The following is a 26,456-nucleotide window of genomic DNA, read 5'->3' as shown; positions in this document are numbered from 1 at the left end:
GCAGGAGCCCTCCGTTATCACATGCTTCCACCCCGTTCTAATTGATCCTGTAAGGATCATCCATTTCAGTATACCTTAATTCCTGAACTTGTCTCATCCACAGCCAGGCACCTTTTTCCGATTACACCCGGCCCTAGCACCCAGCACTTTCGCCCAATGTGATCGGTTTTCCGATTACATCCCGCCCGAACCACCCAGCACTCGCCCAATGTGATCGGTTTTCCGATTATATCCCGCCCGAACACCCAGCACTTCGCCCAATGTGATCGGTTTTCCGATTACATCCCGCCCGCACACCCCAGCACTCGCCCAATGTGATCGGTTTTTCGATTACATCCCGCCCGAACCACCCAGCACTTCGCCCAATGTGATCGGTTTTCCGATTACATCCCGCCCGAACACCCAGCACTCGCCCAATGTGGTCGGTTTTTCGATTACATTGGGCCCACGTGCAAAAAAAGCTCTTCCTGCCCCCAGCGGGACAGGAAGAGCTTTTCCGTTGTACTCACACACTTATCTCTGCTCTAATCCTAGCCTCTACACACCATCTGCCCCATTCAGATATTGACCCGGCCGGTCCAGCTCATATAGCCTGCGGTAGCGGGATTCCCGCTCCATCAGCTCGGCATGGGTGCCGCGCATCTCCACTTGGCCGTTCTCCATGAAGATGACCTCGTCCATCTGCTCGGCGCCCACCAGATGATGCGTGACCCAGATCAGCGTCTTGCCGGCCATTGCCTCGAACATCGTGGCCAGCAGCTCGCGCTCCGTGCGCGGGTCGAGGCCAACGGTTGGCTCATCCAGCACAACCACCGGCGTATTCTGCAGCAGAATACGGGCCAAGGCCATCCGCTGGCGCTCTCCGCCGGAGAAGCGCTGCCCCGCCTCGCGTACCGGAGTGTCATAGCCCTCCGGCAGCGAAGAAAACAGCGTATCCAGCTTCGCCAGGGCTGCCGCCTGCTGGACCGCTGCCTCCGAAGCCCCCGGGTCCCCGAGCCGGATATTGTTCGCCACCGTGGTGTCGAACAGATGCGGGCTCTGGTTCAGCACCGCGATGAGCTGCGGAATCCGCTCACCGTAAGCCGCAGCATCGATACCGTTAATCGTCACGGAGCCGATGGTGGGCGCAATCACGCCCTGCACCAGCTTGAGCAGTGTCGATTTACCCGCTCCGCTGCGGCCGATCACTGCAACCTTCCGCCCCTGCGGCAGCGCAAGGTCCAATTGCTGAACAGAGAAGTCCTCACCTGCCGCATAGCGGTAGCCCGCCGACTTCAGTTCAATCTGAACCTGTCCGCCGGCCTTAGCCGCCTGCAGCGCAGCGGCAGCCTGAGCTTCCGCTCCGGCACTCCCAGCAGCAGTTCCCGCGCTAAGCGGGGTATCTCCCGCTGCGGCTTTCACGCCCTCCAGCCGCTCCAGTGAATTCCGGTATTGCGGAATTTTCTCCACAGCCTCGGACACGGGCAGGAAGGCATCTGCCACCGGGAAGACCACCAGCACGAACGCCGCAATCAGCGTTCCGGCAATCGCCCCTTCAGCATACTGTCCAGCCGCCCAGTATAACAAAGACAACACGGCCAAGCCGACAACCGCCTGCCCGATGAACATACGCAGCCGTGCCCAGCGCCGCAGCGAACCGTCTATGCGGGCAACCGCCTGCTCGTCCGCTTCGTACGTATCGACGAATTGGCTCTGCCGCCCGCTGATGACCCAGTCACTTAAGCCCAGCACAGCATCGGTCAGCTTTTGATACAGCCGGTTCCGCTCCTGCTTCACCTGACGCTGACGCTTCTGGGTCAACAAGAGGGAGATCAGCGGTAATACGACTACCAGCACCAGCATATAGAGTCCCATAAGCAGAGCAAAGGCCACATCGAACGTCCCGAGCGCAATCATTGCCGCTGCATAGATCAATAGCGCGATAATGCTCGGAAAGACCGTACGCAGATACACATTCTGTAAATATTCGATATCATCGGCAAGCATACCGAGAATATCCCCGGTACGGAAGCGCGTGGATAAGAACAGTGCCTGCGGCTCCAGCATATGGTACAGCCGGACCCGCATCTTCGACAGAATGCGCAGAATCGTGTCATGTCCCACCAGCCGTTCCACATAGTGGATGACAGCCCGGCTGGTCCCGAAGGTACGCACACCAACAATAGGGACATAGATCATCAGTATATTTTCCGGCGGAATCGAGGCCTTCGAGATCAGGAAGCCGGAGGTGTACATCAGCGAAGACGCTGAGAAGATCGTCAACGCGCCCAGCAAGATAATTAACACGAACCGCCAGAAGTAGGCAGAGTAATAGGGAGCAAACCATCCTTCACGTTTCAATGGATTCCCTCCAATTGACTTTGAATAAGCTCATAATAAGCACCCCTCCGCGCAGTCAGCTCGTCGTGTGTGCCTATTTCAGCCACCCGTCCCTGCTGCATAACGACAATCAGATCCATGTCGATCATCCAATGCAGGCGGTGTGTAGCCAGGAATACCAGCTTGCCTTCGAACAGGGGCAGCATCGTCTCCTTCAGCTCATATTCCGTCTCAATGTCCAGATGGGCCGTCGGCTCATCCAGCAGCATGATGGGGCGGCTGCTCAGCAGCGCGCGGGCCAGAGCCACTCGCTGCTCCTGTCCGCCGCTGAGCGAACGGCCGCCGCCGCCGATCATTTCGTTCAATCCCTCCGGCAGCGAGGACACCAGCTTCGATAAACCTGCCGACTCCAGCGCGGCAGCTACCGCTTCCTGCGAAGCCTCAGGATAATAGAACCGGACATTATCAGCCAGAGTGCCGCTGAAGATATACGGGCGCTGCGGAATATAAGCCGTCTGCTTCCGCCACCCCTCATCGGTCAGCGCACTGACCAGGCTTCCATTGATCGTAAGGCTTCCGGAGGTTGGATGAAGGAAGCCGCCCAGAATATCTACAAGCGTAGACTTGCCTGCCCCGCTCTCCCCGATAATACCGATTCTGGCATATCCCCTGAAGTCGAGATTCACCCCTTCGAGCGAGGATACACCGTCAGCTTCATATTGTACGCCCACCGCATGAAGCCGAAGTTCACTATCATTGTTCCACGTGAAAACGCCTCCCGGCAGCTCTCCTCCATCGCCCTTCACCGCTCCCTGCCCACCCGGCTCCAGCAGCTTCGCCTGGACCGTCTCACGGTCAATGATGCTCTTCATCGCTTCTCCGGCTTCCTTGCCGTCCAGTGTGGCATGGAAATCTGCACCCACCAGCCGCACCGGCAGGAAATATTCCGGCGCGAGAATCAGGATCGTCAGTCCGGTAACCAGCGTCATCTGCTCATTAACCAGACGCAGACCGAGACTTACCGCTACCGAAGCGACAGACAGCATGGTGAAGAAGTCCAGTGCGAACGATGACAGGAAGGCGACTCGCAGCGTACGCATGGTTGCTGAACGGTAGCGGTCACTGACCTTAGCAATACTCTCACTGTGGCTGCGGCTGCGTCCAAGATATTTCAGCGTCTCCAGACCGCGCAGCGAATCCACGAAGTGATTCGATAAGGTACGGTAGGACTTCAGCTGACGGTCCATCTGCTTGCGGGCCGTCATCCCGATCAGGATCATGAATACAATAATGATCGGCATCGTTAAGGTAAGAATAACACCGCTGGACGTATCCAGGGTGAATACATAGATAAGCAGCAGAGCGGGTGTTACCGCCATACCGACCATCCGCGGAATAATCAGCTCCAGGTATGTGCGGAACTTCGTTACTCCTTCAAGCACTAATGTGACCATATTTCCGGTTCCCCGGTCGCCAGCCAGCCGTGGTCCCAGCTGGAACAGCTTATCCATCATCTGTCTCCGCATGCTGCTGCCGGTTGCTTCCGCGAAGCGATACGCCGCCCGGCTCATCAGCATAGCGCAGGCATGACGCACAAGAAACGCAAGAAGGAACAAGAGCGCTCTAGCCCCTTGTTCCTTCAGCGGTTCTCCCGCAAACAGCGCAGAGACAGCTTCTGCCAGCGACTTCGCCAGCAGAAGAATGGAGAAGCTTTGCACCAGGGTCAGGAAGCCAACCAGCAGAAAGACAGGCTTAACTCCTTTGTACCCAAGCAAATTTTTATCCATTAGTATTCAAGATGCTCCTTCTCATGAACCCGTTTGTGGAAGATGAAATAACTCCAGATTTGATAGCCCAGCACGAACGGCAGCAGGGTCAGCGCTACAATCGTCATCACCTTCAGCGAATATTGGCCGGAGGCCGCATTCGTAATCGTCAGGTTGAACGCCTGATCCAGCGAGCTGATCATAACCCGCGGGAACAGTCCGATGAAGATCGATGCAACAGACAGCGCCATCACAGCACCAGTCATCCCGAAGGCATAGCCATCCTTCTTCTTAGTCATGAAATATCCGGCCAGCAGATAAGCAGCTACAGCGAGAACGACTACAATCCACAGCAGCGTTCCGCGTTTATCGAAGATATCCGTCATAGTATATGTCATCACAACGAAGGCTACCAAGAGCGCCGCCAGTGGAATCAGCAGCTTCTGGGCCAGCTTACGCGCCCGTTCCTGCAGATCTCCAAGCGTGCGGAGCGTAGTGAACATCAGCCCGTGCACCAGACACAGCAGGACAACCGTAATCCCTGCAACCACCGTATACGCATTGACGATATCGAAGAATCCGGCATACATCTGCATATCCTTGTCGATCGGCAAGCCCTTGATGAAGCTGGCGAATACCACGGCGAGCAGGAACGGCGGCAGGAAGCTTCCGAAGAAGATGCAGACATCCCAGGTTTTCTGCCACGCCTTGGAATCGCGCTTGCCTCTGAATTCGAAGGCGACACCACGGGCGATTAACGCCAGCAGAGCAAATACAAACGGAATATAGAAGCCGCTGAACAGCGTAGCATACCAATGCGGGAAGGCCGCGAACATGGCACCGGCACCCGTAATCAGCCATACCTCATTCGCATCCCAGAACGGCCCGATCGAATTGATCAGTATCCGTCGCTCCGTATCATTCTTGGCCAGAATCTGCGTCTCCATCCCTACACCGAAGTCGAAGCCTTCCAGGAAGAAGAACCCGACGAACAGCACCGCAATCAGCAGAAACCATAATTCATTAAGTGACATGGGTTAGCCCTCCTTGTTATACGGATCGTGGGATTCACCGTGTTCGTTATCCATAGCATAAGGACCTTTTTTGATCACTTTGACGAACAGGCCGACTAGCACTGCACCCAATATGGCATAGATCGCGGTAAAAGAAATCACCGAGAACAGCACCTGTCCGCTGGTAATATTAGGTGATACACTGTCTTCTGTAGTCATAAGTCCGAATACAGTCCATGGCTGACGCCCGATCTCTGTCATAATCCAGCCGGCCGTGTTGGCAATCGGCGGAAGCAGCAGTCCCCAGAACATGAAGCGCATGAACCAGGTATTGGGTCTGTCCATCTTTTTACGCCACATGAGGTAGATCGCGTATACCCCAAACAGTATCATCAGCGAGCCTGCAGCCACCATGATCCGGAAGCTCCAGAAGGTTGTTTTGACCGGTGGAATATAATCTCCTGGCCCATAGGCCACTTCATACTCCTGCTGCAGCTCCAGCATCCCCTTCACTTCACCGGAGAATTTACTGTAGGACAGGAAGCTCAGCAGATACGGAACCTGAACTTCATTGCTGTTGGTCTGGTTCTTCACATCGATATTGGCAAACACCGTCCAAGGTGCCGGGTCGCCGCTCTCGCCCCACAGCGCTTCGGATGCGGCCATCTTCATTGGCTGTGTCTCTACCAGATATTGAGCCTGTGCATGTCCTGCAACCGCAACGCCGAAGGAAGAGATAACCCCTACAATGGCTGCAATCTCGAATGATTTTCGGAAAAAGGCAACGTCCTGCTTCTTAAGCAATTTGTATGCACTGATCCCTGTTACCAGGAAGGCGCCTGTAGCGTAAGCGGCAAGGACTGTATGCGGAAATTCCACCAGCAGCTGGCCGTTTGTAATCAGTGCGAAGATGTCGTTCATCTCAGCACGGCCATTGTTAATCTGGAAGCCGACCGGATGCTGCATGAACGAGTTAGCCAGCAGAATCCAGAATGCCGACAGCATCGTTCCGAAGGCGACCAGCCAGATGGATAACAGATGAATCCGCTTGGATACCTTATCCCAGCCGAAGATCCAGATTCCGATGAACGTGGACTCCAGGAAGAAGGCCAACAAGGCTTCAATCGCAAGCGGAGCCCCGAACACATCACCGACGAAGCGCGAATAATCCGACCAGTTCATCCCGAACTGGAACTCCTGCAAGATCCCTGTTACTACACCTACTGCGAAGTTAATCAGGAATAGCTTCCCCCAGAATTGCGCCATTCTTTTGTACTCTTCATTGCCCTTTCTTACGTACATGGTCTCCATAATGGCAATTATGAGCGCAAGTCCGATCGATACTGGCACAAAGAAATAATGAAAAATTGTCGTCGACGCAAATTGTATACGCGACAGCAGTACTGTATCCATATTTCTCCCCTTCCTTCTCCCCATTTCGTTATGTCTATTTTGTCAAATTCCCATCACTCAAAGTGTGATAATTATCACATTATACGCCCCGTTTAGGCATAAAAAACAATAAATTTGTGACAAATATCACAATTTTGCATTTAAAAGCAAAAAAAATAAGACGGTTTCACCGTCTTGAAGGTGTCCTGCATATATAGTTGTCTTGACTCATAAAGGTATTGGTCTAGGTAATGGAAATACCTTTCTTAAGCGATTTGAGATCGCCATTTGAATTAAGCAATTGCGGCAGCATCTTCATGCTACGAACCATTGGGGAATGACAGAGACGGCAGGAAGGCGCATGTTCAAATGCGAAATTATCCCTCATCCATCCATTGCAATCCTCATTGGTACAGGCCCAAATTGCGGTATTTTCTTCCGGTACTTCCTCCAAAGGCTTTTTCCGGTAGTTCATTGCCGTTCCTCCCTTCCTTTATGTTGCAAGCAAGTGATGATAAAAAAAGACCGTCCCAACTTTCACAAGCGGGGACGGTACCTTCTATTAATTACAGTTTTACAACGTTTTCGGCTTGTGGTCCGCGGTTGCCTTGAACAACGTTGAATTCAACGCGTTGGCCTTCGTCCAAAGTTTTGAAGCCGTCGCCAGTGATTGCGCTGAAGTGAACGAATACGTCGCTTCCGCCTTCAACTTCGATGAAACCGAATCCTTTTTCTGCGTTGAACCATTTAACTGTACCTGTTTGCATGTGTGTTACCTCCACAAATTTAAATTAATATGTTCTTTTTATCTTCAGACAAAGAAAAAATTCACACATTGAGAAAGGTTGTAGCTTTGGTTGACAGCCCTTTTCAATGCGAGAATAAGGTATCAATGTAAGAACAATTTCATGTTACCACACCTTAATAACAAAGGCAAGCTGTTCTATCCTAATTCCTCCGTTTTTTCCCTTATAAGGACTACTTCCCAATGTAAGGGCTACCAGTCATAATAAATTGTAATATTTATACCCATTGCTACCAATTACCCCATTTATTTATTCTTGAAACAGCCCCGCCCTCTTCTTTTTTTCCTGAAAAGGACGGCTTGAACTGTTTCCGTAATCGTGACTGCCTCATTATTATATACGGCCATTTCCAATTTTATTCCTCTGGCTTCTCAAGAAGCTGGACTGTGGTCTGCTTCACTTCACCATTGCGGTAGAAGGTAATCTTCAGCTTATCACCGATCTTGGTATGATCGTACAGATATTTGCGCAGCGACAGCGTGGAGGTAATCGGCTTATCGTTGAACTTGGTAATCACATCGTTAAGCTGCAGACCCGCTTCCTTCGCCGGTCCCACAGCATCCAGAACCACAACCCCATCGGTTACTAGCGACGGAAGATTGAGCTCCTTACGCTGGTCATCGGCCAGCGGTACATAAGGATTATTCAGATCCACTGAATAGACGCCCAGGTATGACCGGGCTATCCGGCCTTTGGAGGTAAGCTCATTGGCTGTATCCACCACATGATTGGAGGGAATCGCAAAGCCCAGTCCCTCTACCCCCGTATCAGAGATCTTCATCGTATTGATCCCAATCACCTTGCCGTCCAGATCCACTAGTGCGCCCCCGCTGTTGCCCTCGTTAATGGCCGCATCCGTCTGGATCACTTCCTGCTCCCAATCGTACACGCCGTCCTGGTTCAGTGACACCGGTATCGTCCGCTCTGTGTAGCTGACAATGCCGGAAGTCAGTGTATCTCCAAGCCCCAGCGGGTTGCCGATGGCAATGACAGTCTCACCCAGACGCAGCTTGGAAGAATCCCCGATCTCAGCAATCCGGTCGATTCCCTTGCCGTCAATGGAGAGCACAGCAATATCGCTCACCTTGTCGGCACCTACCAGCTCCGCCTTGTGTGTCACGCCGTCTACTGTAACCACTTCCAGCTTGCCGGCACCCTCAATGACATGATTATTCGTGATGATAAATGCCTTATTGTCATCCTTTTTATAGATAACTCCCGAGCCTAGCGCAGATTCATCGAGAATATTAAGTTCCTTATTGTCTTGTTTATGATTAATGATGCTCACTACCGCAGGGCGGATATGTGCAGCAGCCTGAATAATCCGGTCATACGGATCTGCGCTGCTCGCAGCCACCTTATCAATAACCACCGGAGCCTGGGCTCTCTCAGCGGCGAACTGTCCCGTTACCAGACTGAACAGCAGCACAGCCGCTACAGCACTGCAGACAGAGCTGATCAGCGAGATCTGCCAGGTTGCCAGCGACCGCTTCGATTTGCGGACAGCCCACTTGCCGTCAGCATATCCGCCGGTTGATTTAGATTTGCCGCTTTTGCGCCGTGACACCTTGGTTGAATAGAAATCATCATCAAATAATCCCATGTTACACTCTCTCCCCTCTATTGCCACCGCATTCACGACCTGAACGCCAAGCAACCACGCCCGAGCTTAACCGCTATATCTCTTAGACTTCACGAAGTACTAAAAGGTTTCACTTGATTTATTCACCACATTCCAGTGGGTTCTAAGCGCAAGGGATGTCTATTATTCTAATAAGCTACTAAAAAGTTTAACAGCTTGTATCCGGAATATTTTGCAACTTAAAAGACTACAATAGGATTAGAACGCTCTATATGATTGTATCACAGGCAGCCGCGCTGCCCACATGTTTTCTATGTTAAATAAATGTAAATTATTCACAGCTTCAATACTATCCATTTCACAAGGAGGGCCGAACTATGGAGTCTTTTTCAACAAGTAAAGATCTGGTGCAATTCATTGGCAAGCTGGGGGACCTTAAGGATGAACATTATCAGCTGATTCTTGTCCAGCATGCAATGATTGAGCTGTTAATTGATAAAGGGCTATTCTCCCGTCAGGAGCTGGAGCACAAGATTACCGAGGTTGACCGTCTTATGACTGGCTCACCTTATCCCATGGCGTAGGCCGGTCATAGTAGGTGTCGCAGAGCCTGAACTCACTGTCTTTGTAAAAGCAGCCCCGGTCCTCCATCGCCCCGCGCACGGACATCTTCGCCAGATCCATCATATTATGGTCTCTGCTCAGATGTGCCAGATAGGCGCGCTTGGTCCGCCCGCTCAGAATCTCGCTGAGCGCTGCGCCTGCCGCCTCATTGGACAGATGCCCCAGATCGCCGAGAATCCGCCGCTTCGTATTCCAGGGATAACGCCCCATCCGCAGCATTTCGATATCATGATTCGACTCCAGCACCAGTACATCGGCATCCGATATGGCCGTTCTCACCTTGTCGCTGACATACCCGAGGTCTGTCGCAACACACAGCTTCTCCTTGCCGTCATAGAAATTGTAAGCTACCGGCTCTGCGGCATCGTGGGAGATGGCGAAGGATTCCACCCGCATACTGCCGAAATCCCGGTGCTGCCCGGTCTCCATAATGACCCGGTTATGCTCCTCAATCTTGCCAATCCCCTTCTCAATCGCTCCCCAGGTGTTCGAATTCGCATAGATCGGAAGATTATACTTGCGGGCCATCGCGCCCAGCCCCTTAATATGATCCGAATGCTCGTGGGTCACAAGAATTCCGTCCAGCTCCGCTCCCGTCAGTTCGCGCATGGCCAGCAGCTCGTCAATCCGCTTCGCGCTCAGACCCGCGTCGATCATAAGTGTGGTCTCGCCGTTACGCACCACTGTCACATTCCCGGTAGAACCGCTGGACAGTACTGTAAATGAAATCCCCATATCTCTCCTGCTCCTTCTACTCTGTTGTCTTCGGACTGATAATGTCCGCACTGATCGCATCCATATAATAAGCGCTGCCGTCCTCCAGCATGAACCGCCACATCGGCGAAGCCACCTGGCTCTCGGAGTTGAACAGCTCGCCATAATAGCCCAGCTCAATCTCCTTCACTGCAGAACCCGCAGGAAAATACTTCTCGATCAGACTGCTAAGCGCCTGCGAAGCCGGGAGCACCTTCTGCAGATCCTCGCTCCGGCTTGCTGCGATCTCAATCTTCGGCCAGCGGTAGGCCACAATCTTCTGGTCACTGTTAATCAGCTCCAGCCGCACTCTGAACAGAGACCACTTGTTATCCACCAGCGGATGGAGGACGAACTTACCGACCTCACTCTCCTGTGAATCGAACCGGTAATTGGCAATGTCGGGAATCTGGCTCTTCAGCAGATTGCTAAGCTCCGAGAACGAGGAGTACATCAGCTTGCTGTCGATCGGCTCCTTAAGCTTCACAGGCAGTTCATTCTGCTCTTCGGCCGAATAACGGTACGTGATATCAGGCAGCTGCGGAGTGGCAGCCGGAATCGGGCACAGCAGCCGGATGTTCTTCTCCTCCATCACCGCCTGAGTCTCTGCGGACAGGGAAGTGAAGTCAAGTCCCGCACTGACCTGATCGCGCACATCGATCCATAGCTGATAGCACAGCAGCAGATTCAGCACCAGAAAGGCATATATCAATACACTCTTGGCCCTTCCCCAGTCCATAACGTCCCTCCTCAAATCGGTATTCTGTCCGCTTGGCTTAACTCCGCCCTAATTCAATGTAAGCTCACTGCCATCGCTAAGCGTAACCCGCCAGACGGGATGAAGCTGCAGCTTCTCCCCGGCCAGCGCAGGCATATAGGCAGGCGTAAGCTCAATGATCCGCAAGGAGCTGCCGATCTGCGCCAGCCGCTGCTTCAGCAGTTCGCCGCCGGGCAGCTCGACAATGGTCTTCTCAGACTTGTCCTCATTCGTATACATCAGGGAGCGCTCATAGGAAGAGACCGTTCCCTGCTGGAGCTCCAGATGAATTACGCCATACTGAAGCTGCGGATTGCTCATGATCGGATAGGAGCCGGACGGATAAGCGCCATAATATTGTTGAAAAGAAACCTTGCGGTCCTGCCGGCCCTCCTCCGTAGCAGCCAGCCTGTAGGTTCCGTTCCAGCCGCCATGGTTATTGACGAATTCCACCGCCTCCAGCGCATCCTTTGCCGGTGTGCTGTCGCCATCCGGCAGTGCAGCCGGGTCGCTATAACTCATCCAGTTCTGCTCCTGGTCCACCTGCAGGCTGCGTTTGCTGTCCGTGTAAATTTTGGAACCGTCCTTCTCAGGAATGTATCTTGTATTGCCTGCATCGAAGAACAAATTGCTTTGCATTTGCTCAATGGTATACATACCCGCAGGCATCACGACTTTAACCAGCGGAACATCCGCCTCAGGGACATAATACTCACCGTTCACGGCTGTATACAGAGTCAGATTCTTGCCGAAGTCCACATGCTGCTGCACATCCTGAACCGTAAGATCGGCCTTGGCCGCCTCGTACACAATATCCCCGCGTGTGCTGAAGAAGATGACATGGGCTTTGGAGTCATTTTTGATATTGTAGATCCAGATCCGGTCAATGCTCTCCCCCTCGAACAGCGAATCCGGCGAGATCTGCATGACCCGCTGCAGCAGCGTTACCGGAATGCCTGCCCCGAACGACAGCTCAATGCCCGGATTCTCGCTGCGGATCTTGTCCCAGTCGAAATCCTGTACGGACCGCCGCTGGAAGCTCTCGAAGCTGCGGCCCTTCAGGCGGTTCATAATCAGATTATAGAAGGTGGAGCTGGGGTAGAACAGCGTATGCTTGTCCCCGCCCATATGAATAATCATTTTATCGGGGTAGAGCAGGTTCTCCACCTTTTCCTTCAGTCCCATATTATCCGTCTTCACATATAGGGTCTTCGACAACACCGCCGAGTCGCTGCCCGGCAGCCTGTAGATCAGGTAATAGCTCTCCACGAGACTTCCGAGTATAAGCAGGACCAGCATCCATGACTTGATTCTCTCCTTCACGCCTCACTCCCCCTTTGCTTCATCAAAGGCAGTGTGAACGTGACCAGCGAGCCCTCATTCAGCTCCGACTGCAGGGAGATGGAGCCGCCGTGGGCTTTGACAATTTCCCGGGCAATGGACAGCCCCAGACCTGTTCCGCCCATGTTCCGCGAGCGTGCCTTATCCACCCGGTAGAAGCGTTCAAAGATCCGCTCAATATCCTTCTTCGGAATCCCTATACCAGAGTCACGGACAGACACGGCCAGCATGCCGTCCTCGTTCTTATGCGCCTCCAGCTGGATCGTCCCGCCTTCCGGCGTATACTTGAGGGCATTGGAGACCAGATTGCCCAGCACCTGATCAATCTGGTCGCGGTCCAGCCAGGCTGTAGCGACATCCTTACGCACCCTGGTGCTGATGTGAATCCGCTTCTGGCGGATCTGGAAGGAGAAGCGGTCCGCCACATCCTCCAGCATCTCGGTGATATCCGTCTGCTGAATGCGCAGGCTGGATTCCTTAGAATCAAGCCGCGACAGATGCAGCAGATCCGTAACCAGCCGGATCATGCGCTCCGTCTCATTGCGGATAACGCCGACGAACCGCACGGCAAGCTGCGGATCTTCAAGTGCGCCGTCATCCAGCGCCTCCGCATAGCTCTTGATCGTCGTAAGCGGCGTCCGCAGTTCATGCGACACGTTCGCCACGAACTCCCGGCGGGACTCCTCCAGATTCTCCTGCTCCGTAACATCCTGCAGCACCGCAATCGTCCCGGCGATCCGTCCGCCTTCGCGGCGGTGAATCGGGGTGAAGGTCACCCGCACAATATTGGGGTCCTCTCCGACCATGGGAGACAGATGGAGCATGGCCGACTGGGGAACGCCCTGAGTTACCGAGACAGACTGCTCAGGCTCCAGGCCCAGCAGCCCGCCAAGCGAGGCTCCTGCCGGAAGCGGTCCTTCCGCGCCCAGCATCAGGGCAGCGCGCGTATTCATCAGAATCACCGCGCCGCTCTCGTCTGTGGCTACGACACCGTCACTCATATTGGCGAGAATGGACGACAGCTTCTCCTTCTCCTCTTCGTTCTGCAGCAGCGCCTCGCGCAGCCGGTCCGTCATATAGTTGAAGGCCTGGCTCAGCTGGCCAATCTCATCATTGCCGAACACAGGAACCTTCCGGTTGAAGCGCCCTTCGGCCACAGCCGTGGCATGCTTGGTCATCTCCTTAATCGGATGTGTGATCGTATGGGCCAGAATGACACCCAGTACGGCCGTCAACGCCAGCGCCAGCAGCAGCCCCGAGAGGAACACACTGTTAATCCGGCTCATGGTGGCATATAAGTCTTTCATATCGGCAGCTATATAGATGGCGCCTACCACCTTATCACCGGAAATTACCGGCTTCGCTACTACCTTCTTGCGCACATTATCATCAGCGATGATATATTCCTCATTATCGCTGATCCCCTGCAAGGCGCGGCTGACCACGGTCTGCGTGTTCCGCTGGCCGACATAGTCATTCTGTGAAGGGATCGAGGTGGTAATAATCTTGCCGCTCGCATCCAGCACCTGAATTTCTGCACCATTGATATACAGATTATTCACCATGCCGCGCAGGCTCTCCACCGCCGACTCCTCATCGGCTGTTCCTGTCTCACTGCCGAGTTTGTCAGCGGTGAGGATCGAGAGCATCTCGGCCCGGGCCTTCAGATCCTTGGTGAAGTTATCCGTCAGCGAGTTCTTCATCGAGCTGACAAAGTATACGCCAATCAGCTGCATCGCAATCAGAATCAGCAGCACATAGATTACGATAAGCCTGGCCTGAATCGTCCGGAAAAAGGACAGTGCCTTCATTACAACCCTCCGTTTTTGGGGCTATGCATCAAATAACCGAGTCCGCGCCGGGTATGAATATACTCCGGCTTACTGGGATTCTCCTCAATTTTTTCTCTGAGCCGGCGGATGGTCACATCCACCGTCCGCACATCGCCGAAATATTCGAAGCCCCACACAGCCTGCAGCAGATGCTCCCGGGTCATTACCTTGCCCGCATGGCGGATCATGTAATAGAGCAGCTCATATTCACGATGTGTCAGATCCAGCGGCTCACTATCCTTGTAGACCATGTACATATCCGTATCAATGAATAATCCGAAATGATAGACCCCCTGCTTGCTCTCCACTGTCTCACTCGGCGCTTCCGACGGGGACGGCTTATGCTGGCGCCGCATTTGGGCCTTAACCCTGGCCAGCAGCTCACGGGTACTGAACGGCTTAGTCACATAATCATCCGCACCAAGCTCCAGACCCAGCACTTTATCAATCTCCCCATCCTTGGCGGTAAGCATAATGATAGGAATATCCAGATGGGCAGAGCGCACCTCACGGCAGACATCCATTCCGTCCTTGCCGGGCAGCATGAGATCCAGCAGCATCAGATCGGGACGCTTGGACAGAGCCAGCTCCACTGCACTGTTGCCGTCGAAGGCGCAGATGACCTCGTAGCCCTCTTTTTCCAGATTGAATTTCAATATATCAGCAATAGGTTGTTCGTCATCCACTACAAGAATCGTTCCCATTTGCATATGCTCAGCTTCACCTTTCTAACGATACTCGAAACCCTGATTCCTTTATTTTAACATACCTGCCTTAGCGTCACATCTATATAAGATGCCAGTTCAAAGAGAAATAAAAACCGCCCGAAATGATCCGGACGGCAGAGAAGAATTATAGAATGGTGGTCTAGCTCTTATCCATTACTTCAGGTATTTCATTGGATTGATGGCCGTCCCGTTCTTGCGGATCTCGAAATGCAGATGCGTCCCCGTGGAGCGGCCGGTGTTGCCCATAATTCCGATGGGGCTGCCCTGTCCCAGCTTCTGTCCGGTAGAGACCGAAATACTGCTTAAATGCCCATAGTACGTAACGTATCCGTTGTTATGGTTAACGATCACCACATTGCCGTACCCGTTCTGCACACCAGCGAAGCTGACCGTCCCAGCGTCCGCAGCCTTGATCGTGCGGTTGCCCGATACCAGATCGACTCCCTTGTGTGTGCGTCCCCAACGCTCGCCGTAGCTGCTGGAGATCATCGCTCCGCTAACCGGCCAGGCGAACATTCCTGTTCCTTCACCTACAACCTTGGTGCCGGAATAGACCACTTCAGGCAGAGAAGCCTTCACTACGCTCTGGCCCAGCCACTCCTCCTGAACCACCTGTCCGTTCTCTTTGGTCAGCCTGTACTTCATCGTTTTGAGCCCGGTTTGTCCGGGGCGGACTACCTTCCGCTTGCCTGCCGGCAGCTGGTCACTCTTGCGGATAATAACCTCAGGCTCCGTGACCACCTCTTCAGTTACCTGTTCTACGGTCACTACCGTTAGGTCAGGCTGTGGCACCGTTAGCTGCAATTCATCCCCAATCTGCAGACTAAGCTCCTTCACCTCGGGATTATTGCGGAAAATCTCCGCCTGAGTGATATTGAACCGGGAAGCAATAGCGGAGACTGTGTCGCCTTCTTGAACCGCATAGCGCAGCGGCGCCTCCCTGCCTTCGGTCAGCACCTTCACTGCCTCTTCTACACTAAGCACCTTATTGGGATCTGCCTTCACCGGAACAATGTTAACTTCCTCCCGGATCTTGACTGACTCCACCTGATCATTGGCGGCTGAACCAGCCGCTCCCGCCTTGGCCGCTGTCTTCTTCAGCTTCGCACCCGGAGCTGCCGCCTTCTGCGGAGCGTAATGCGACTTAACGGCCTGAAGCACCGCCGCCGCCGTCTCCTGATCCTTCACAATCCCGAGTGGTTCCCCATCCACAGCCAGTTGTACGCCTACGGCATAAGCCTTGAGCATACCATCCAGCTTGTCCAGTGTAGCCTCGCTGTTAATTTCCGGCTTGTAAGCCCGCTGGGCCTCGGTCGTAATACCGTCGGTCTGTAGTACCATCACAGATTCAGGATACTTGAGCTGATATTCCCGTCTCTTCTCCTCGAACAGCTTGTTCAAATCCGCCTCCTGGTTCAGCGCTCCAATCTCCTCACCGTTCACCAGCACTTTGTAATAGGTTACTGTATTCGCTGCTACCTGCTTCTTCTGTGCCCCCACCAGGAAGGTGGTCAGCAGAACCAGACCGGCAGAAGCCAGTATCCATGAACGCCGGCGGCGGGATTTCATCTCCGGCTGAAAGACACGGGATTCACCCGAAGTCATTGCATCCTTACCTTGTTCACCTGCTGCACCAGATCCTGCGGATGCTTCTGCACGGTTCCGCAGGTTCCCCATCCGGCGTATAAACTTAAATCCTTTCATGAAACTCTCCCTTTCGGCTGTAAAAACAAGAATGTATATGCTTCGCGCATCCGATTTGCATGAGTACGAATATGACTGTATGACGCATACGAAAAAGGTTACAAAATATTAACCCTTATTAGTCCTTTTTTACTGTACCATAGCCTGAAGAAAAATTTCAACTTTGCTCCCATAGCAAAACCCGCCAATTTCGCGGGTTTATTCCCAAAATATGCGTTTTAAACGGCGAAATCTTGTCCAAAAAATGACAATTTTAATTCTGATTCGTCCCTCCGCTATCTGGTGTAAGCATTTTCATCAGCGCCTTATATTCATCCTCATCTACGTACTTCGCAATGATACCCTGCAGTTCCGTTACTTCGCTCTCTGTCAAGCCGCCCTCCAGGGCAGCAGAGATCTTGATCATCTCCTCCTGGGGAAGCTTATTCATCAGAATATTGAAGATATTGGATTTCGCATTAGCAGGCAGGTTCTCCTTTAGATCATTCATAGCCTCCGGCGTCATCACCAGATTCTGGTCCAGCCCCTGCTCACTCTGTTCTTCTCCCGAAGCGGCTTGTCCCATCACAGGCAGTGCATTATCGGGCACCGTCTCGTCTACCGATTTCTCTTGAAGATTCCCGGCTTTTCCGCCACTGCTGTCCTTCTTCTCTACCTCCGTCTTGCTTGAATCAGCCTCCTTATTGGAGTTTTTAGTCTCGCTTGAGGCCGCTTTGGAATTCTCCTTGGGAGCAGCCCCGCTGCCGCCCATACCGGTCAGACTCTTCACAAAGCCGCCGATTCCCGGCCCCGGCCCGTCCAGCTTGATATCGAAGCTGGCCAGCACCGACTGGATATACGTATTCACCACATAGGCCGTTGTCAGCATGGACAGGCCGCTCGCCAGCACCACAATCAGGCAGATGCTCAGCGCACGCTTCACTATTTTCACCAACATCACTCCCTTACACCCTGCTCTATTCAACCTCAGAAGAATCGGTTCGCTATGATCCCATTCTCACAGTATTGACTAGAACAACGTCCGGGAAACGTCCCCGAAGCACATTAAAGCTGATTAACCTGCTAAAAAAACATCAGAACATACAGAAACAGGAGCCTCACCGAGGCCCCTGCTCCTATACATATCTATTTAGTTCTGCTTCAGTCTAGATATAGATTGGCAGTACTTGATTAGTCTGTTCACGGTTGCGGCCCACAGAGAAGATCGAGATCGGAATCCCCGTCAGTTCCGATACACGTTCCACGTATTTGCGTGTGTTGGCCGGCAGATCCTCCAGCGTCTTCGCCCCAGTGATGTCCTCACTCCAGCCTGGAAGCTCCTCGTAGACCGCTTCACACTCTGCCAGCATTTTCAGGCTTGCCGGGTAATGTGTGATAATATCTCCACGGTACTTGTAGCCGGTGCAGATCTTCACAGTCTCAAGACCGCTCAGGACATCCAGCGAGTTCAGCGACAGGCCGGTGATTCCGCTGACGCGGCGGGCGTGACGCACAACCACACTGTCGAACCAGCCCACTCGGCGGGCGCGTCCGGTTACGGTTCCGTACTCATGCCCGGTCTCGCGAATATAATCACCGGTAGCATCGTTCAGCTCTGTAGGGAACGGGCCGTCTCCAACGCGGGTAGTATAAGACTTCGCCACACCGATAACCTGCTTGATCTTGGACGGGCCCACGCCCGAACCGATGCAGACGCCGCCAGCCGAAGGATTCGATGAAGTAACGAACGGATAAGTTCCCTGGTCGATATCGAGCATCACGCCCTGCGCACCTTCGAACAGCACCCGGGAATCCGCATCAATCGCATCATTCAGTACCACCGAAGTATCGGTTACATAGCCGCGCAGCACTTCTGCATACTCCAGATATTTGGTCAGAATCTCTTCCACATTCAGCGGCTCAGCGCCGTATACCTGAGTGATCACCTGATTCTTCTCTTCCATCAATGGACGAAGTCTCAGCTCGAATTCCTCAGCGTCCATCAGATCGGCAATCCGGATGCCGTTACGGGCAGCCTTATCCATGTAGCACGGGCCGATCCCCTTGCGTGTTGTACCGATTTTGTTCGGGCCTTTGCGGTCTTCCTCAAGCGCATCCAGCACCATATGATAAGGCATAATGACATGCGCACGATCGCTGATTACCAGGTTCTTCGTATCGAAGCCATTGTCATGAATATAATTAATTTCTTGGATCAGCGCTTCCGGGTTAATGACCATTCCGTTGCCGATAACACAAGTCTTCTCTTTATAAAATACACCAGATGGAATCAAGCTCAGCTTGAACTTCTTTCCGTCAATCAGAATCGTGTGACCGGCATTGTTACCCCCTTGATACCGGGCGACCACATCTGCACTTTCCGCCAGAAAATCCGTGATCTTGCCTTTGCCTTCGTCTCCCCATTGTGTTCCCACGACGACTACCGTTGACATGTACATTCCTCCGTAGGTGCTAGCAAGCACCATTATTTTTCCGCTTATCATAGGGGCTCTGTACGCGCTTCATCTTGTACGCAGCCCTCCGGACACCAGGCGGGCAGGCCGCCAAAGCACAATAATCAGTGTAACAGCGGCACTTTTTAAAGTCAAATAAAAACGAACGATCACAGACTGAAATGTGCAATCGTTCGTGTATTGTGCGAAGTTTGCCTAACCTGCAAATGGTTCTGCATGCGCCCGCTCGTAGTTGACGAACTTGTTGAAGTTCTTGAGGAACACAAGCTCCACCGTCCCTACCGGACCGTTACGCTGCTTGGCAATAATAATTTCGATAATGTTCTTCTTCTCGGTATCCTGATTGTAATAATCATCACGGTACAGGAACGCTACGATATCGGCATCCTGCTCGATCGAGCCTGATTCACGAAGGTCACTCATCATCGGCCGTTTGTCCTGGCGCTGCTCCACACCGCGGCTGAGCTGGGACAAGGCAATAACCGGAACGTCAAGCTCACGGGCGATCTGCTTCAGAGTACGGGAGATTTCCGATACCTCCTGCTGGCGGTTCTCGCCGGCCTTGCCCCGGCCCTGGATCAGCTGCAGGTAGTCGATGACAATCATTCCGAGTCCCTTTTCCTTCTTGAGCCGGCGGCATTTCGCCCGGATATCGGTAACTGTGATGCCCGGAGTGTCGTCGATGTAGATTTCGGACTCGGACAGCGACTGGATGCCCATCGTGAGCTTGGACCAGTCATCATCGCTCTTGAAATCACCGGTCCGCATAATATTGGCGTCCAGATTGGCCTCTGCGCAGATCATACGCTGAACCAGCTGGGGCGCCGACATTTCCAGACTGAAGATGGCTACCGTCTCCTTCGCCCGCACCGCCACATTCTGCGCGATATTCAGAGCGAAGGCCGTCTTCCCGACGGAAGGACGGGCCGCCACAATAATCAAGTCATTGCGCTGAAAGCCGTTCGTCATATGGTCCAGGTCAACGAACCCGGTTGGAATCCCCGAGGTTCCGCCTTTATTCTGATGGAGCAGCTCGACCCGGTCGAATACCTGCATGAGCACATCGCGGATGGCAATGAACCCGCTGCCGCTGCGGCGGTTCGAGATCTCCAGGATTCGCCGCTCGGCGTCACTCAGCATAATGCCTACGTCTTCGCCGCCGGTATAGCCTTCGCTGACAATCTGCGTGGCTGTGCGGATCAGCCGCCGCAGCATCGCCTTCTCTTCAATAATCTGGGCGTAATAATCGACGTTGGCCGCAGTCGGCACCGCATGCGCCAGCTTCGCCAGATAGCTGACACCGCCGATATCCTCAAGCTCCCCTTTATCCTGGAGCCGGGATGTCAATGTAATCAGGTCAATCGGCTGGCTCTCTTCTCCGAGCTGCACCATCGCCTCAAATATCATCTGATGCGGTTTGTCGTAGAAGTCTTCGGTATTCACCCGCTCCATCGCGGTAATTAGCGCCTCATCCGACAGTAGAACTGCACCCAGTACGGCCTGTTCTGCCTCCAGATTCTGCGGGGGAACCCGATCGAAAAAGAGATCTCCACCCATCCTACTCCTCCGTTACCTGAACCGTGAGGTTAGCCTTTACTTCAGTATGCAGCTTAACTGTTGCCTGGAACGTGCCTACATGGCGGATCGAATCGCTCAGCTCAATTTTGCGCTTGTCGATGACGATGCCCTGAGTAGCTGCCAGTGTCTCGCCGATCTGCTTGCTGGTAATAGCGCCGAAGAGACGGCCGCCTTCGCCTGCTTTGGCCTTTAGAGTCAGGGTCAGCTCATCCAGCTTCTTGCCCAGCTGTACCGCTTCCTCCTTCTCCTGGTCCTTGCGGCGCTGTTCGGCTGCCGCCTGGTTCTCCAGTGTCTTCACATTACCGTCTGTAGCCGGACGAACCAGCCCGCGCGGCAGCAGGAAATTGGCTGCATAGCCCTCCGACACCTCTTTAACCTGCCCCTTCTTGCCTTGACCTTTAACATCCTTCAAGAATATGACCTTCATTCAAATAACCCCTCTTTCGCTTCAATTTCGGCCAGCACTGCGAGCAGTCTGGCTTCCGCTTCTTTGGTTGTTCCTTCAAGCTGTACAGCCGCGTTGGACAGATGTCCGCCGCCGCCCAGCTTCTCCATGACTACCTGCACATTCATCCGACCCAGAGAACGGGCGCTGATGCCGATCAGGCCGTCAGGACGTTCACTGATGACGAAGGATGCCACCACATTCGTCATCCCAAGCAGCGTATCCGCCGTCTGGGCGATCAGCAGCTGCGGAATCTTCATCCCGGGCTGTGTGACCACCAGTGCGATCTGGTCATACACCATACGCGCATGCTTGATGATCTCCGCCTTCGAGATATACTCCTGCAGATCCTCCTTCAGCATACGCTGAATGAGAATCGTATCCGCCCCGACCCGGCGCAGGAACCCGGCCGCTTCGAAGGTCCGCGAGCCTGTATGCAGCGCGAAATGCTTCGTATCGACCGTGATCCCGGCCAGTAGCATCGTGGCCTCCAGCGGGCTGAGCTTAATCTTGTCATGAATGTACTGCAGCAGCTCCGTCACCAGCTCACAGGTCGATGACGCATACGGCTCCAGATACACGAGCACAGCGTCATTGATGAACTCCTCACCCCGGCGGTGATGGTCAACCACCACAATCCGGCTGGCAACCTGCACCAGCCTCGGCTCCATAGTCATGGAAGCCTTGTGTGTATCCACAACAATGAGCAGCGTATGCTCCGTCATCATCTGGAGAGCCTGCTCTGGCGTGATGAAGGTCTTGTAGAGCGCCTCATCCTTGCGGATCTCCTCCATCATCCGGGTAATCGAAGGATTCGGCGTCTCCATCACAATGCTGGCTTCCACATTGTACATCTGTGCCGCCTTAAGCAGGCCAATCGCCGCCCCCACCGCGTCAATATCCGGTATCCGGTGCCCCATAATCAGCACCCGGTCGCTCTCCTGCATCAGATCCCGCAGGGCGTGGGCGATCACCCGCGCCCGGACGCGGGTGCGTTTCTCGGCGGCATTGGTCTTGCCGCCGTAGAAGGAGAGCCGCTGGCCCGCCTTCACAGCGGCCTGGTCCCCGCCTCTGCCGAGCGCCATGTCCAGACTCGACTGGGCAAGCGCTCCCAGCTCACTGGCCGATTCCGAGCCGTAGGCAAGGCCTATGCTCAGCGTCATCGGCACCTTGAGGTCTGCCGTCATCTCACGGACCTCATCCAGCACCACGAACCTGCTCTCCTCCAGGGCCTGAAGGCTGCGGTGATTCAACAGCATCAGGTACCGCTCGGAAGACAAACGGCGCAGATATACCTCGAATTGCTTACTCCACTCGGTAATCTCACTGGCAACCTTGGCGATTAGCGAAGTACGCTGCTGATCATCCATCCCCTGGGCGGCCTCATCCAGATTATCCATCATGACAATTCCAATCGCCAGCTTCTCTTCCTCATACCGCTCACGCAGCACCACAAGCTCGGTAATATCGAATAAATACAGCAGCCGTTCGCTTGGAATCACCACGACCTCATAATAACGGTCATCCACTGTAAGTTCATGGCGCTGCTCCTTCAATACCCCTTCCTTAACCGGTTCCCGCTTGGACGGCAGGTTCTGCAGAGAAGCCATAACCTCAGGCATCAGCTCCTGCATATCTTCACCCACAAGAGACTTGCGGGAGAAGATCTGGCCGGCATTCCGGTTATGCCATTCCACCGCCCGGTCCTCACTGTACAGGATAATTCCGAGCGGAAGCATGCTTACAGCCTCTCCCTCCACCCGCTTGATGCGGAAGGACAGGCCGTTGATATAATCTACAAGGTTGCGGCGGAACGACAGCTCGGCCTGCAGCATGGTGAAACACAATGTGCCGGCCAGGAAGAGGCTGGCAACACCGAGGACCCAGTTATAGATACTCACTACTATAATCAGGACCAGCAGCAGTAAGAACGCCCACACGGTATGATAGCCGTGCCAGCGTCTTTGCAGAAATTTTGGCATGAGCCCTCACCCTATCGTTTCGATTTCTTCACAAGCTCCCGCAGCGGAAACGCCAGGTCCACCACACCAATAATCCAGAATCCCGGCAGAGCAATAACAGGGATTGCCAGCAGAAGAGCGATGATCTTGCTCCACTTCCGTTCATGCACCAGGAAGAAGAGGAAGCCGATGGTCTGAATCTTGAACGCAATCTGCAGCAGCGGCAGCAGATTGGCCGAGACCATTAGCATGAAGCCGCTGTCGGCACCGCCGAACAGCAGGCTGATTACGACGCCAAGCAGATAATACCAGATGAACGCTCTGGCCAGTCTCCATTCCCGCGCCGGCTTCAGCTTGGGCACCGCATATTCCATACTGTTCAGTATAGGGCGGACAATGGAATGGGTAATGACCGCAATCACGAACGCACTGAGGATCAGCGTCATCGGTATCGCCTGGATCGTCAGCCAGCTCATCTGGCCAATCTGATCGGAGGAGAGGGCGATCTCGGACAGCAGCGGATTGCTTGCCCCCATACTTGCCAGCCAGTCTGCATAGGTCTTCAGAACATCATAGACATAGTCGTACAAGTTGAACTTAAGGAACGTCGTACTGATCAGCAGGATCAGCAGGAATTCAGCTAGTATAGCGACCATACCGGCAATCAGTGTAGAAATCGCTGAAGCACGCTTCTTGTACCATCGTCCCATCACAAGGGCCGGGATTAAGAAATAAGCCGCAATCAGGATATACATCGGGGTAATCAGGCCCACAATCAGCAGAACCGGTAACAGATGCAGAATGAACTGCTTGGTGTTAAGGGTCGTAAAGAGCACTATGGCCGGAATAATCATAAAGAATGTTGTAATAAGCAAAAGCGGGGTTGACAGGGATAACAGCAGCAACAGATAAGCTACGCTCCAAGCCACAGATGTCCAGCGAAATTTCAACAGTATTCACCTCTTACGCATATGTTCTTCTAATGCAGATATATCCTGGTACCATTCTTCCAGCTGATGGCCCTCCTGCCTGTGCTTTCTCAGCTTCTCCAGCAGTAAATCATCCAGCTCGCGATAAGGGATACCGAGTCTGCGCCCCAAGATGTACGAGCTCATAATCAGGCTGGCCAGACTGTCGCCGACACGCGTGGTACTGCCTTCCCACAGCGCTTTGAACAACCTTGAGACTTGATCAATAACTTCCGTCTTTAACCACTCAATTACCTTGGCGCGTTTGGCCACATCCAGATCCTTCGGCACATTGGGCACTGTCTCTCTACCTCCGGCAAAAAGCATTATTCTCCATTATAGCATAAAAATTTCCGAGCCACACGGACGCCTGCCGCCCCTGAATACCGCCTTCCATCTTTCAAAAAAGGCCCGCATTCCGCTTCGCCGGAAATACAGGCCTTGGTACCTTATAACGATTCGAGCGATTGCCGTGAGACAAATTTCTCGCAGTATTCAATAATCTGGCTCCGGCGTACAATGCCGATGAACCGCTTCATGTCGTCGACCACCGGTACAAAGTTCTGGACCTTGGCCAAATTAATCAGATCTTCCATATCCGCATCAATCGAAACCGCCAGATTGTTCATCCGCAGCGGGACATCCTTAAGCAGAAATTTGGAAGCATTCTCAAAGGTGACCGCGCCGCCCGACTCCTTCATATACCAGAGCAAATCACCTTCTGTAACCGTTCCCGCATATTCTCCGTTGCGGTTCAGGATCGGCACTGCTGTATAGCGGTGAAACTCCATCCGTTCCAGGGTCTGCCGCAGCGTCGAATCCATGGTAACACATGCGACCTCCTGCTTCGGAAGTAAAAAAAACGCAATGTTCATCTCTTAATCCTCCTCAAAGAATTCCGAAGGAATGCTACTTTACCTTCCTTGCACTAAAGCCCACCGTAGTTATACGTCTGCCCTCAGCAATAAGTTCCATTCCATTATAGCATGAAGACAGTAAACAGCAGCCATTAACCTTGAGGGAATGGCTGCTGTTTTTATAACGGGTCAAGAAAATCGGTTCTGATCCTTATTGTACTGCAGGTGTAGCCGAAGGCTCAAGCGCATTGCCGGCCTTGCCTGGCTCAATCAGCTGGTCAACCGGTGTGCTGGGGTTCATCCAGTTGTCGATCAGCGCCTTGGCTTTATTCAGATCCTCTTCGTTCACTATATCGTAGTAGACCCCATCCATCCGTTTGCCTTCCCCCATCACCGTGAAGCTGGAGATATCCATGTCCTTGCCGCCCATGAACTTCTTGGCGAGACTGATGATCATCGAGGGCTGAATATCCGTTTTGAAATTGTCGCCCATGATATCCAGCAGCTCAGGAATATTGCCGATCTGGCTGATCGATAACATTTTATTCGCTACGACATCAATAAAGACCTGTTGACGTTTGGTCCGGTTGAAGTCGCTATCCTCACGGTAGCGGGTATAGTTAAGTGCCTCTTCGCCGCTATAGTTCGACTTATTGGCCTTAATGGTGAATTTCTCATGGTCTTTGCCTTTGTTGACAATATCCTTCTTGATCGGGAGCGGCACACCGCCAATGGCATCGACAGCATCCTTCAGCCCCTGAAAGTTGATGGTGGCATAATATTGAATATCATGGCCGAGGAGCGCTTCCAGTGTGTCCTTGGACATTTGCTGCCCGCCGAACGCATACGCATGTGTAATTTTATCCTTCTTATTGTCCTTGTATCCGATAATTTCTGTGTAGGTATCCCGGGGAACGGAGATCAGCAGAATTTTATAATCCTCCGGCCGGATCACCGCATACATCATGGTATCTGAGCGTGCGGTTTCATTCTTCCGCTGATCTGTACCAAGAAGCATCAGAGAGAACGGATCGCTTTTGAGTGCCACCGGTTCAGCCTTAACGGAAGTCGGTGTCTTGCTGGTGTTATTCTCCAGAGGCACATAGGATTCCTTAGCCAGCTTATCTTCTACTTGATCTGACAGAAAGAGGTCGAAAGCCAGCACAGCAAGCGGCTTCTGGAACAGAAACCCTCCGGCTGCAATCACCAGTACCAGAATGAGCGCAATGTATCTTTTCTTTATTTTTTTAAGCTTATTCATCATTTTTGATTCCTTCTTTATGGTGGAATGTACATATTATGAACGTAATCTATTTACAATGGCCGCCTGGGCTTCCAAGGCAGTCATGAGTGGGCTGTTCTAGCTACTGTACGCCGCCCTGCTTCAGATGGTATTATTCCCCCCTTTCCGGGATTCGGGTCGTTCTAATTGTAGAATAAACCTGGAAAACGGCTTTGACACATAAACAATATTTCTATTGTAATCACTTCACCACTAAAAAGAAACAACAAATAACGACAACTTTGACACTTAGGCCGCTTATATTCCATAAAGTATATGACGCAGCAAACGGCGT

The 26,456-nt window shown here is 53.0% G+C and carries 23 protein-coding genes; 1 reads left to right on the top strand and 22 read right to left on the bottom strand.

Annotated elements, in window-relative coordinates; translation table 11 throughout:
- Positions 1–537: 537 nt before the first annotated feature.
- The 7 genes from cydC to MHH78_RS02665 all read right to left on the bottom strand — a co-directional run bounded on the left by cydC (position 538) and on the right by MHH78_RS02665 (position 8,899).
- Positions 538–2,340, bottom strand: a complete 1,803-nt coding sequence (gene cydC / locus MHH78_RS02695; protein ID WP_341166490.1) for a thiol reductant ABC exporter subunit CydC — start codon at positions 2,338–2,340, stop codon at positions 538–540.
- Positions 2,337–4,106 (bottom strand): thiol reductant ABC exporter subunit CydD, encoded by a 1,770-nt coding sequence (gene cydD, locus MHH78_RS02690; protein ID WP_340956948.1) that lies wholly within the window; start codon positions 4,104–4,106, stop codon positions 2,337–2,339. The genes cydC and cydD overlap by 4 nt, the downstream gene beginning before the upstream one ends.
- Positions 4,106–5,119, bottom strand: coding sequence for a cytochrome d ubiquinol oxidase subunit II (gene cydB / locus MHH78_RS02685; protein ID WP_036728016.1), 1,014 nt, complete (start codon positions 5,117–5,119; stop codon positions 4,106–4,108). Before cydB ends, cydD begins: the two co-directional genes overlap by 1 nt.
- 3 nt (positions 5,120–5,122) lie before the next feature.
- A complete protein-coding gene (locus MHH78_RS02680; protein WP_209879254.1) occupies positions 5,123–6,511 on the bottom strand; it encodes a cytochrome ubiquinol oxidase subunit I in 1,389 nt (462 codons plus the stop codon).
- A gap of 223 nt (positions 6,512–6,734) precedes the next feature.
- A complete protein-coding gene (locus MHH78_RS02675) occupies positions 6,735–6,965 on the bottom strand; it encodes a cold-shock protein (RefSeq protein WP_036699797.1) in 231 nt (76 codons plus the stop codon).
- A gap of 91 nt (positions 6,966–7,056) precedes the next feature.
- Positions 7,057–7,257, bottom strand: a complete 201-nt coding sequence (locus MHH78_RS02670) for a cold-shock protein (protein ID WP_019914582.1) — start codon at positions 7,255–7,257, stop codon at positions 7,057–7,059.
- Positions 7,258–7,651: 394 nt separating this feature from the next.
- Entirely contained in the window at positions 7,652–8,899 is a 1,248-nt protein-coding gene (locus MHH78_RS02665) for a S1C family serine protease (protein ID WP_036728019.1), read from the bottom strand.
- A gap of 356 nt (positions 8,900–9,255) precedes the next feature.
- On the opposite strand from MHH78_RS02665, the gene MHH78_RS02660 reads away from it, so the two are divergent.
- The gene (locus MHH78_RS02660) at positions 9,256–9,462 is read left to right on the top strand and encodes a hypothetical protein (RefSeq protein ID WP_209879260.1); all 207 of its coding nucleotides are present in this window, start codon (positions 9,256–9,258) and stop codon (positions 9,460–9,462) included.
- Here MHH78_RS02660 and MHH78_RS02655 read toward each other — a convergent pair.
- From MHH78_RS02655 to MHH78_RS02585, 15 genes are all read right to left on the bottom strand, one after another.
- Entirely contained in the window at positions 9,431–10,237 is an 807-nt protein-coding gene (locus MHH78_RS02655) for an MBL fold metallo-hydrolase (RefSeq protein WP_036699804.1), read from the bottom strand. The genes MHH78_RS02660 and MHH78_RS02655 overlap by 32 nt on opposite strands.
- Positions 10,238–10,253: 16 nt before the next feature.
- On the bottom strand, positions 10,254–10,994 hold the full coding sequence (gene yycI, locus MHH78_RS02650; RefSeq protein WP_076081897.1) for a two-component system regulatory protein YycI: 741 nt from the start codon (positions 10,992–10,994) through the stop codon (positions 10,254–10,256).
- A gap of 48 nt (positions 10,995–11,042) precedes the next feature.
- Positions 11,043–12,335 (bottom strand): YycH family regulatory protein, encoded by a 1,293-nt coding sequence (locus MHH78_RS02645; protein WP_076081898.1) that lies wholly within the window; start codon positions 12,333–12,335, stop codon positions 11,043–11,045.
- On the bottom strand, positions 12,332–14,164 hold the full coding sequence (gene walK, locus MHH78_RS02640) for a cell wall metabolism sensor histidine kinase WalK (protein WP_076081899.1): 1,833 nt from the start codon (positions 14,162–14,164) through the stop codon (positions 12,332–12,334). The genes MHH78_RS02645 and walK overlap by 4 nt, the downstream gene beginning before the upstream one ends.
- Positions 14,164–14,895: a response regulator YycF gene (yycF, locus tag MHH78_RS02635; protein WP_036728027.1), complete on the bottom strand. Its 732-nt coding sequence runs from the start codon at positions 14,893–14,895 to the stop codon at positions 14,164–14,166. The genes walK and yycF overlap by 1 nt, the downstream gene beginning before the upstream one ends.
- 171 nt (positions 14,896–15,066) lie before the next feature.
- On the bottom strand, positions 15,067–16,617 hold the full coding sequence (locus MHH78_RS02630; protein WP_341166489.1) for a M23 family metallopeptidase: 1,551 nt from the start codon (positions 16,615–16,617) through the stop codon (positions 15,067–15,069).
- A gap of 253 nt (positions 16,618–16,870) precedes the next feature.
- Positions 16,871–17,548: a hypothetical protein gene (locus MHH78_RS02625; protein WP_341166488.1), complete on the bottom strand. Its 678-nt coding sequence runs from the start codon at positions 17,546–17,548 to the stop codon at positions 16,871–16,873.
- Positions 17,549–17,762: 214 nt separating this feature from the next.
- A complete protein-coding gene (locus tag MHH78_RS02620; protein WP_076081902.1) occupies positions 17,763–19,049 on the bottom strand; it encodes an adenylosuccinate synthase in 1,287 nt (428 codons plus the stop codon).
- Positions 19,050–19,265: 216 nt separating this feature from the next.
- Positions 19,266–20,627 carry a replicative DNA helicase gene (gene dnaB, locus MHH78_RS02615; RefSeq protein ID WP_036699821.1) on the bottom strand — a complete coding sequence of 454 codons (1,362 nt, stop codon included), beginning with the start codon at positions 20,625–20,627 and terminating at the stop codon, positions 19,266–19,268.
- Position 20,628: 1 nt separating this feature from the next.
- Positions 20,629–21,075 (bottom strand): 50S ribosomal protein L9, encoded by a 447-nt coding sequence (gene rplI / locus MHH78_RS02610; protein ID WP_036728030.1) that lies wholly within the window; start codon positions 21,073–21,075, stop codon positions 20,629–20,631.
- Entirely contained in the window at positions 21,072–23,075 is a 2,004-nt protein-coding gene (locus MHH78_RS02605) for a DHH family phosphoesterase (RefSeq protein WP_076081903.1), read from the bottom strand. Before MHH78_RS02605 ends, rplI begins: the two co-directional genes overlap by 4 nt.
- Before the next feature lie 11 nt (positions 23,076–23,086).
- The gene (locus tag MHH78_RS02600; RefSeq protein WP_076081904.1) at positions 23,087–24,004 is read right to left on the bottom strand and encodes a DUF2232 domain-containing protein; all 918 of its coding nucleotides are present in this window, start codon (positions 24,002–24,004) and stop codon (positions 23,087–23,089) included.
- Positions 24,005–24,010: 6 nt separating this feature from the next.
- Entirely contained in the window at positions 24,011–24,313 is a 303-nt protein-coding gene (locus MHH78_RS02595; RefSeq protein ID WP_179090524.1) for a MazG-like family protein, read from the bottom strand.
- Between the two features lie 158 nt (positions 24,314–24,471).
- On the bottom strand, positions 24,472–24,897 hold the full coding sequence (locus MHH78_RS02590; RefSeq protein WP_036728036.1) for a CBS domain-containing protein: 426 nt from the start codon (positions 24,895–24,897) through the stop codon (positions 24,472–24,474).
- A 193-nt stretch (positions 24,898–25,090) separates the two neighbouring features.
- Positions 25,091–26,143, bottom strand: a complete 1,053-nt coding sequence (locus MHH78_RS02585; RefSeq protein ID WP_341166487.1) for an LCP family protein — start codon at positions 26,141–26,143, stop codon at positions 25,091–25,093.
- Positions 26,144–26,456 lie beyond the last annotated feature (313 nt).

Source organism: Paenibacillus sp. FSL H3-0333 (genome assembly GCF_038002805.1).
GTDB lineage: Bacteria > Bacillota > Bacilli > Paenibacillales > Paenibacillaceae > Paenibacillus_AQ > Paenibacillus_AQ silagei.
This window is presented reverse-complemented; position numbering and strand designations above follow the sequence as displayed.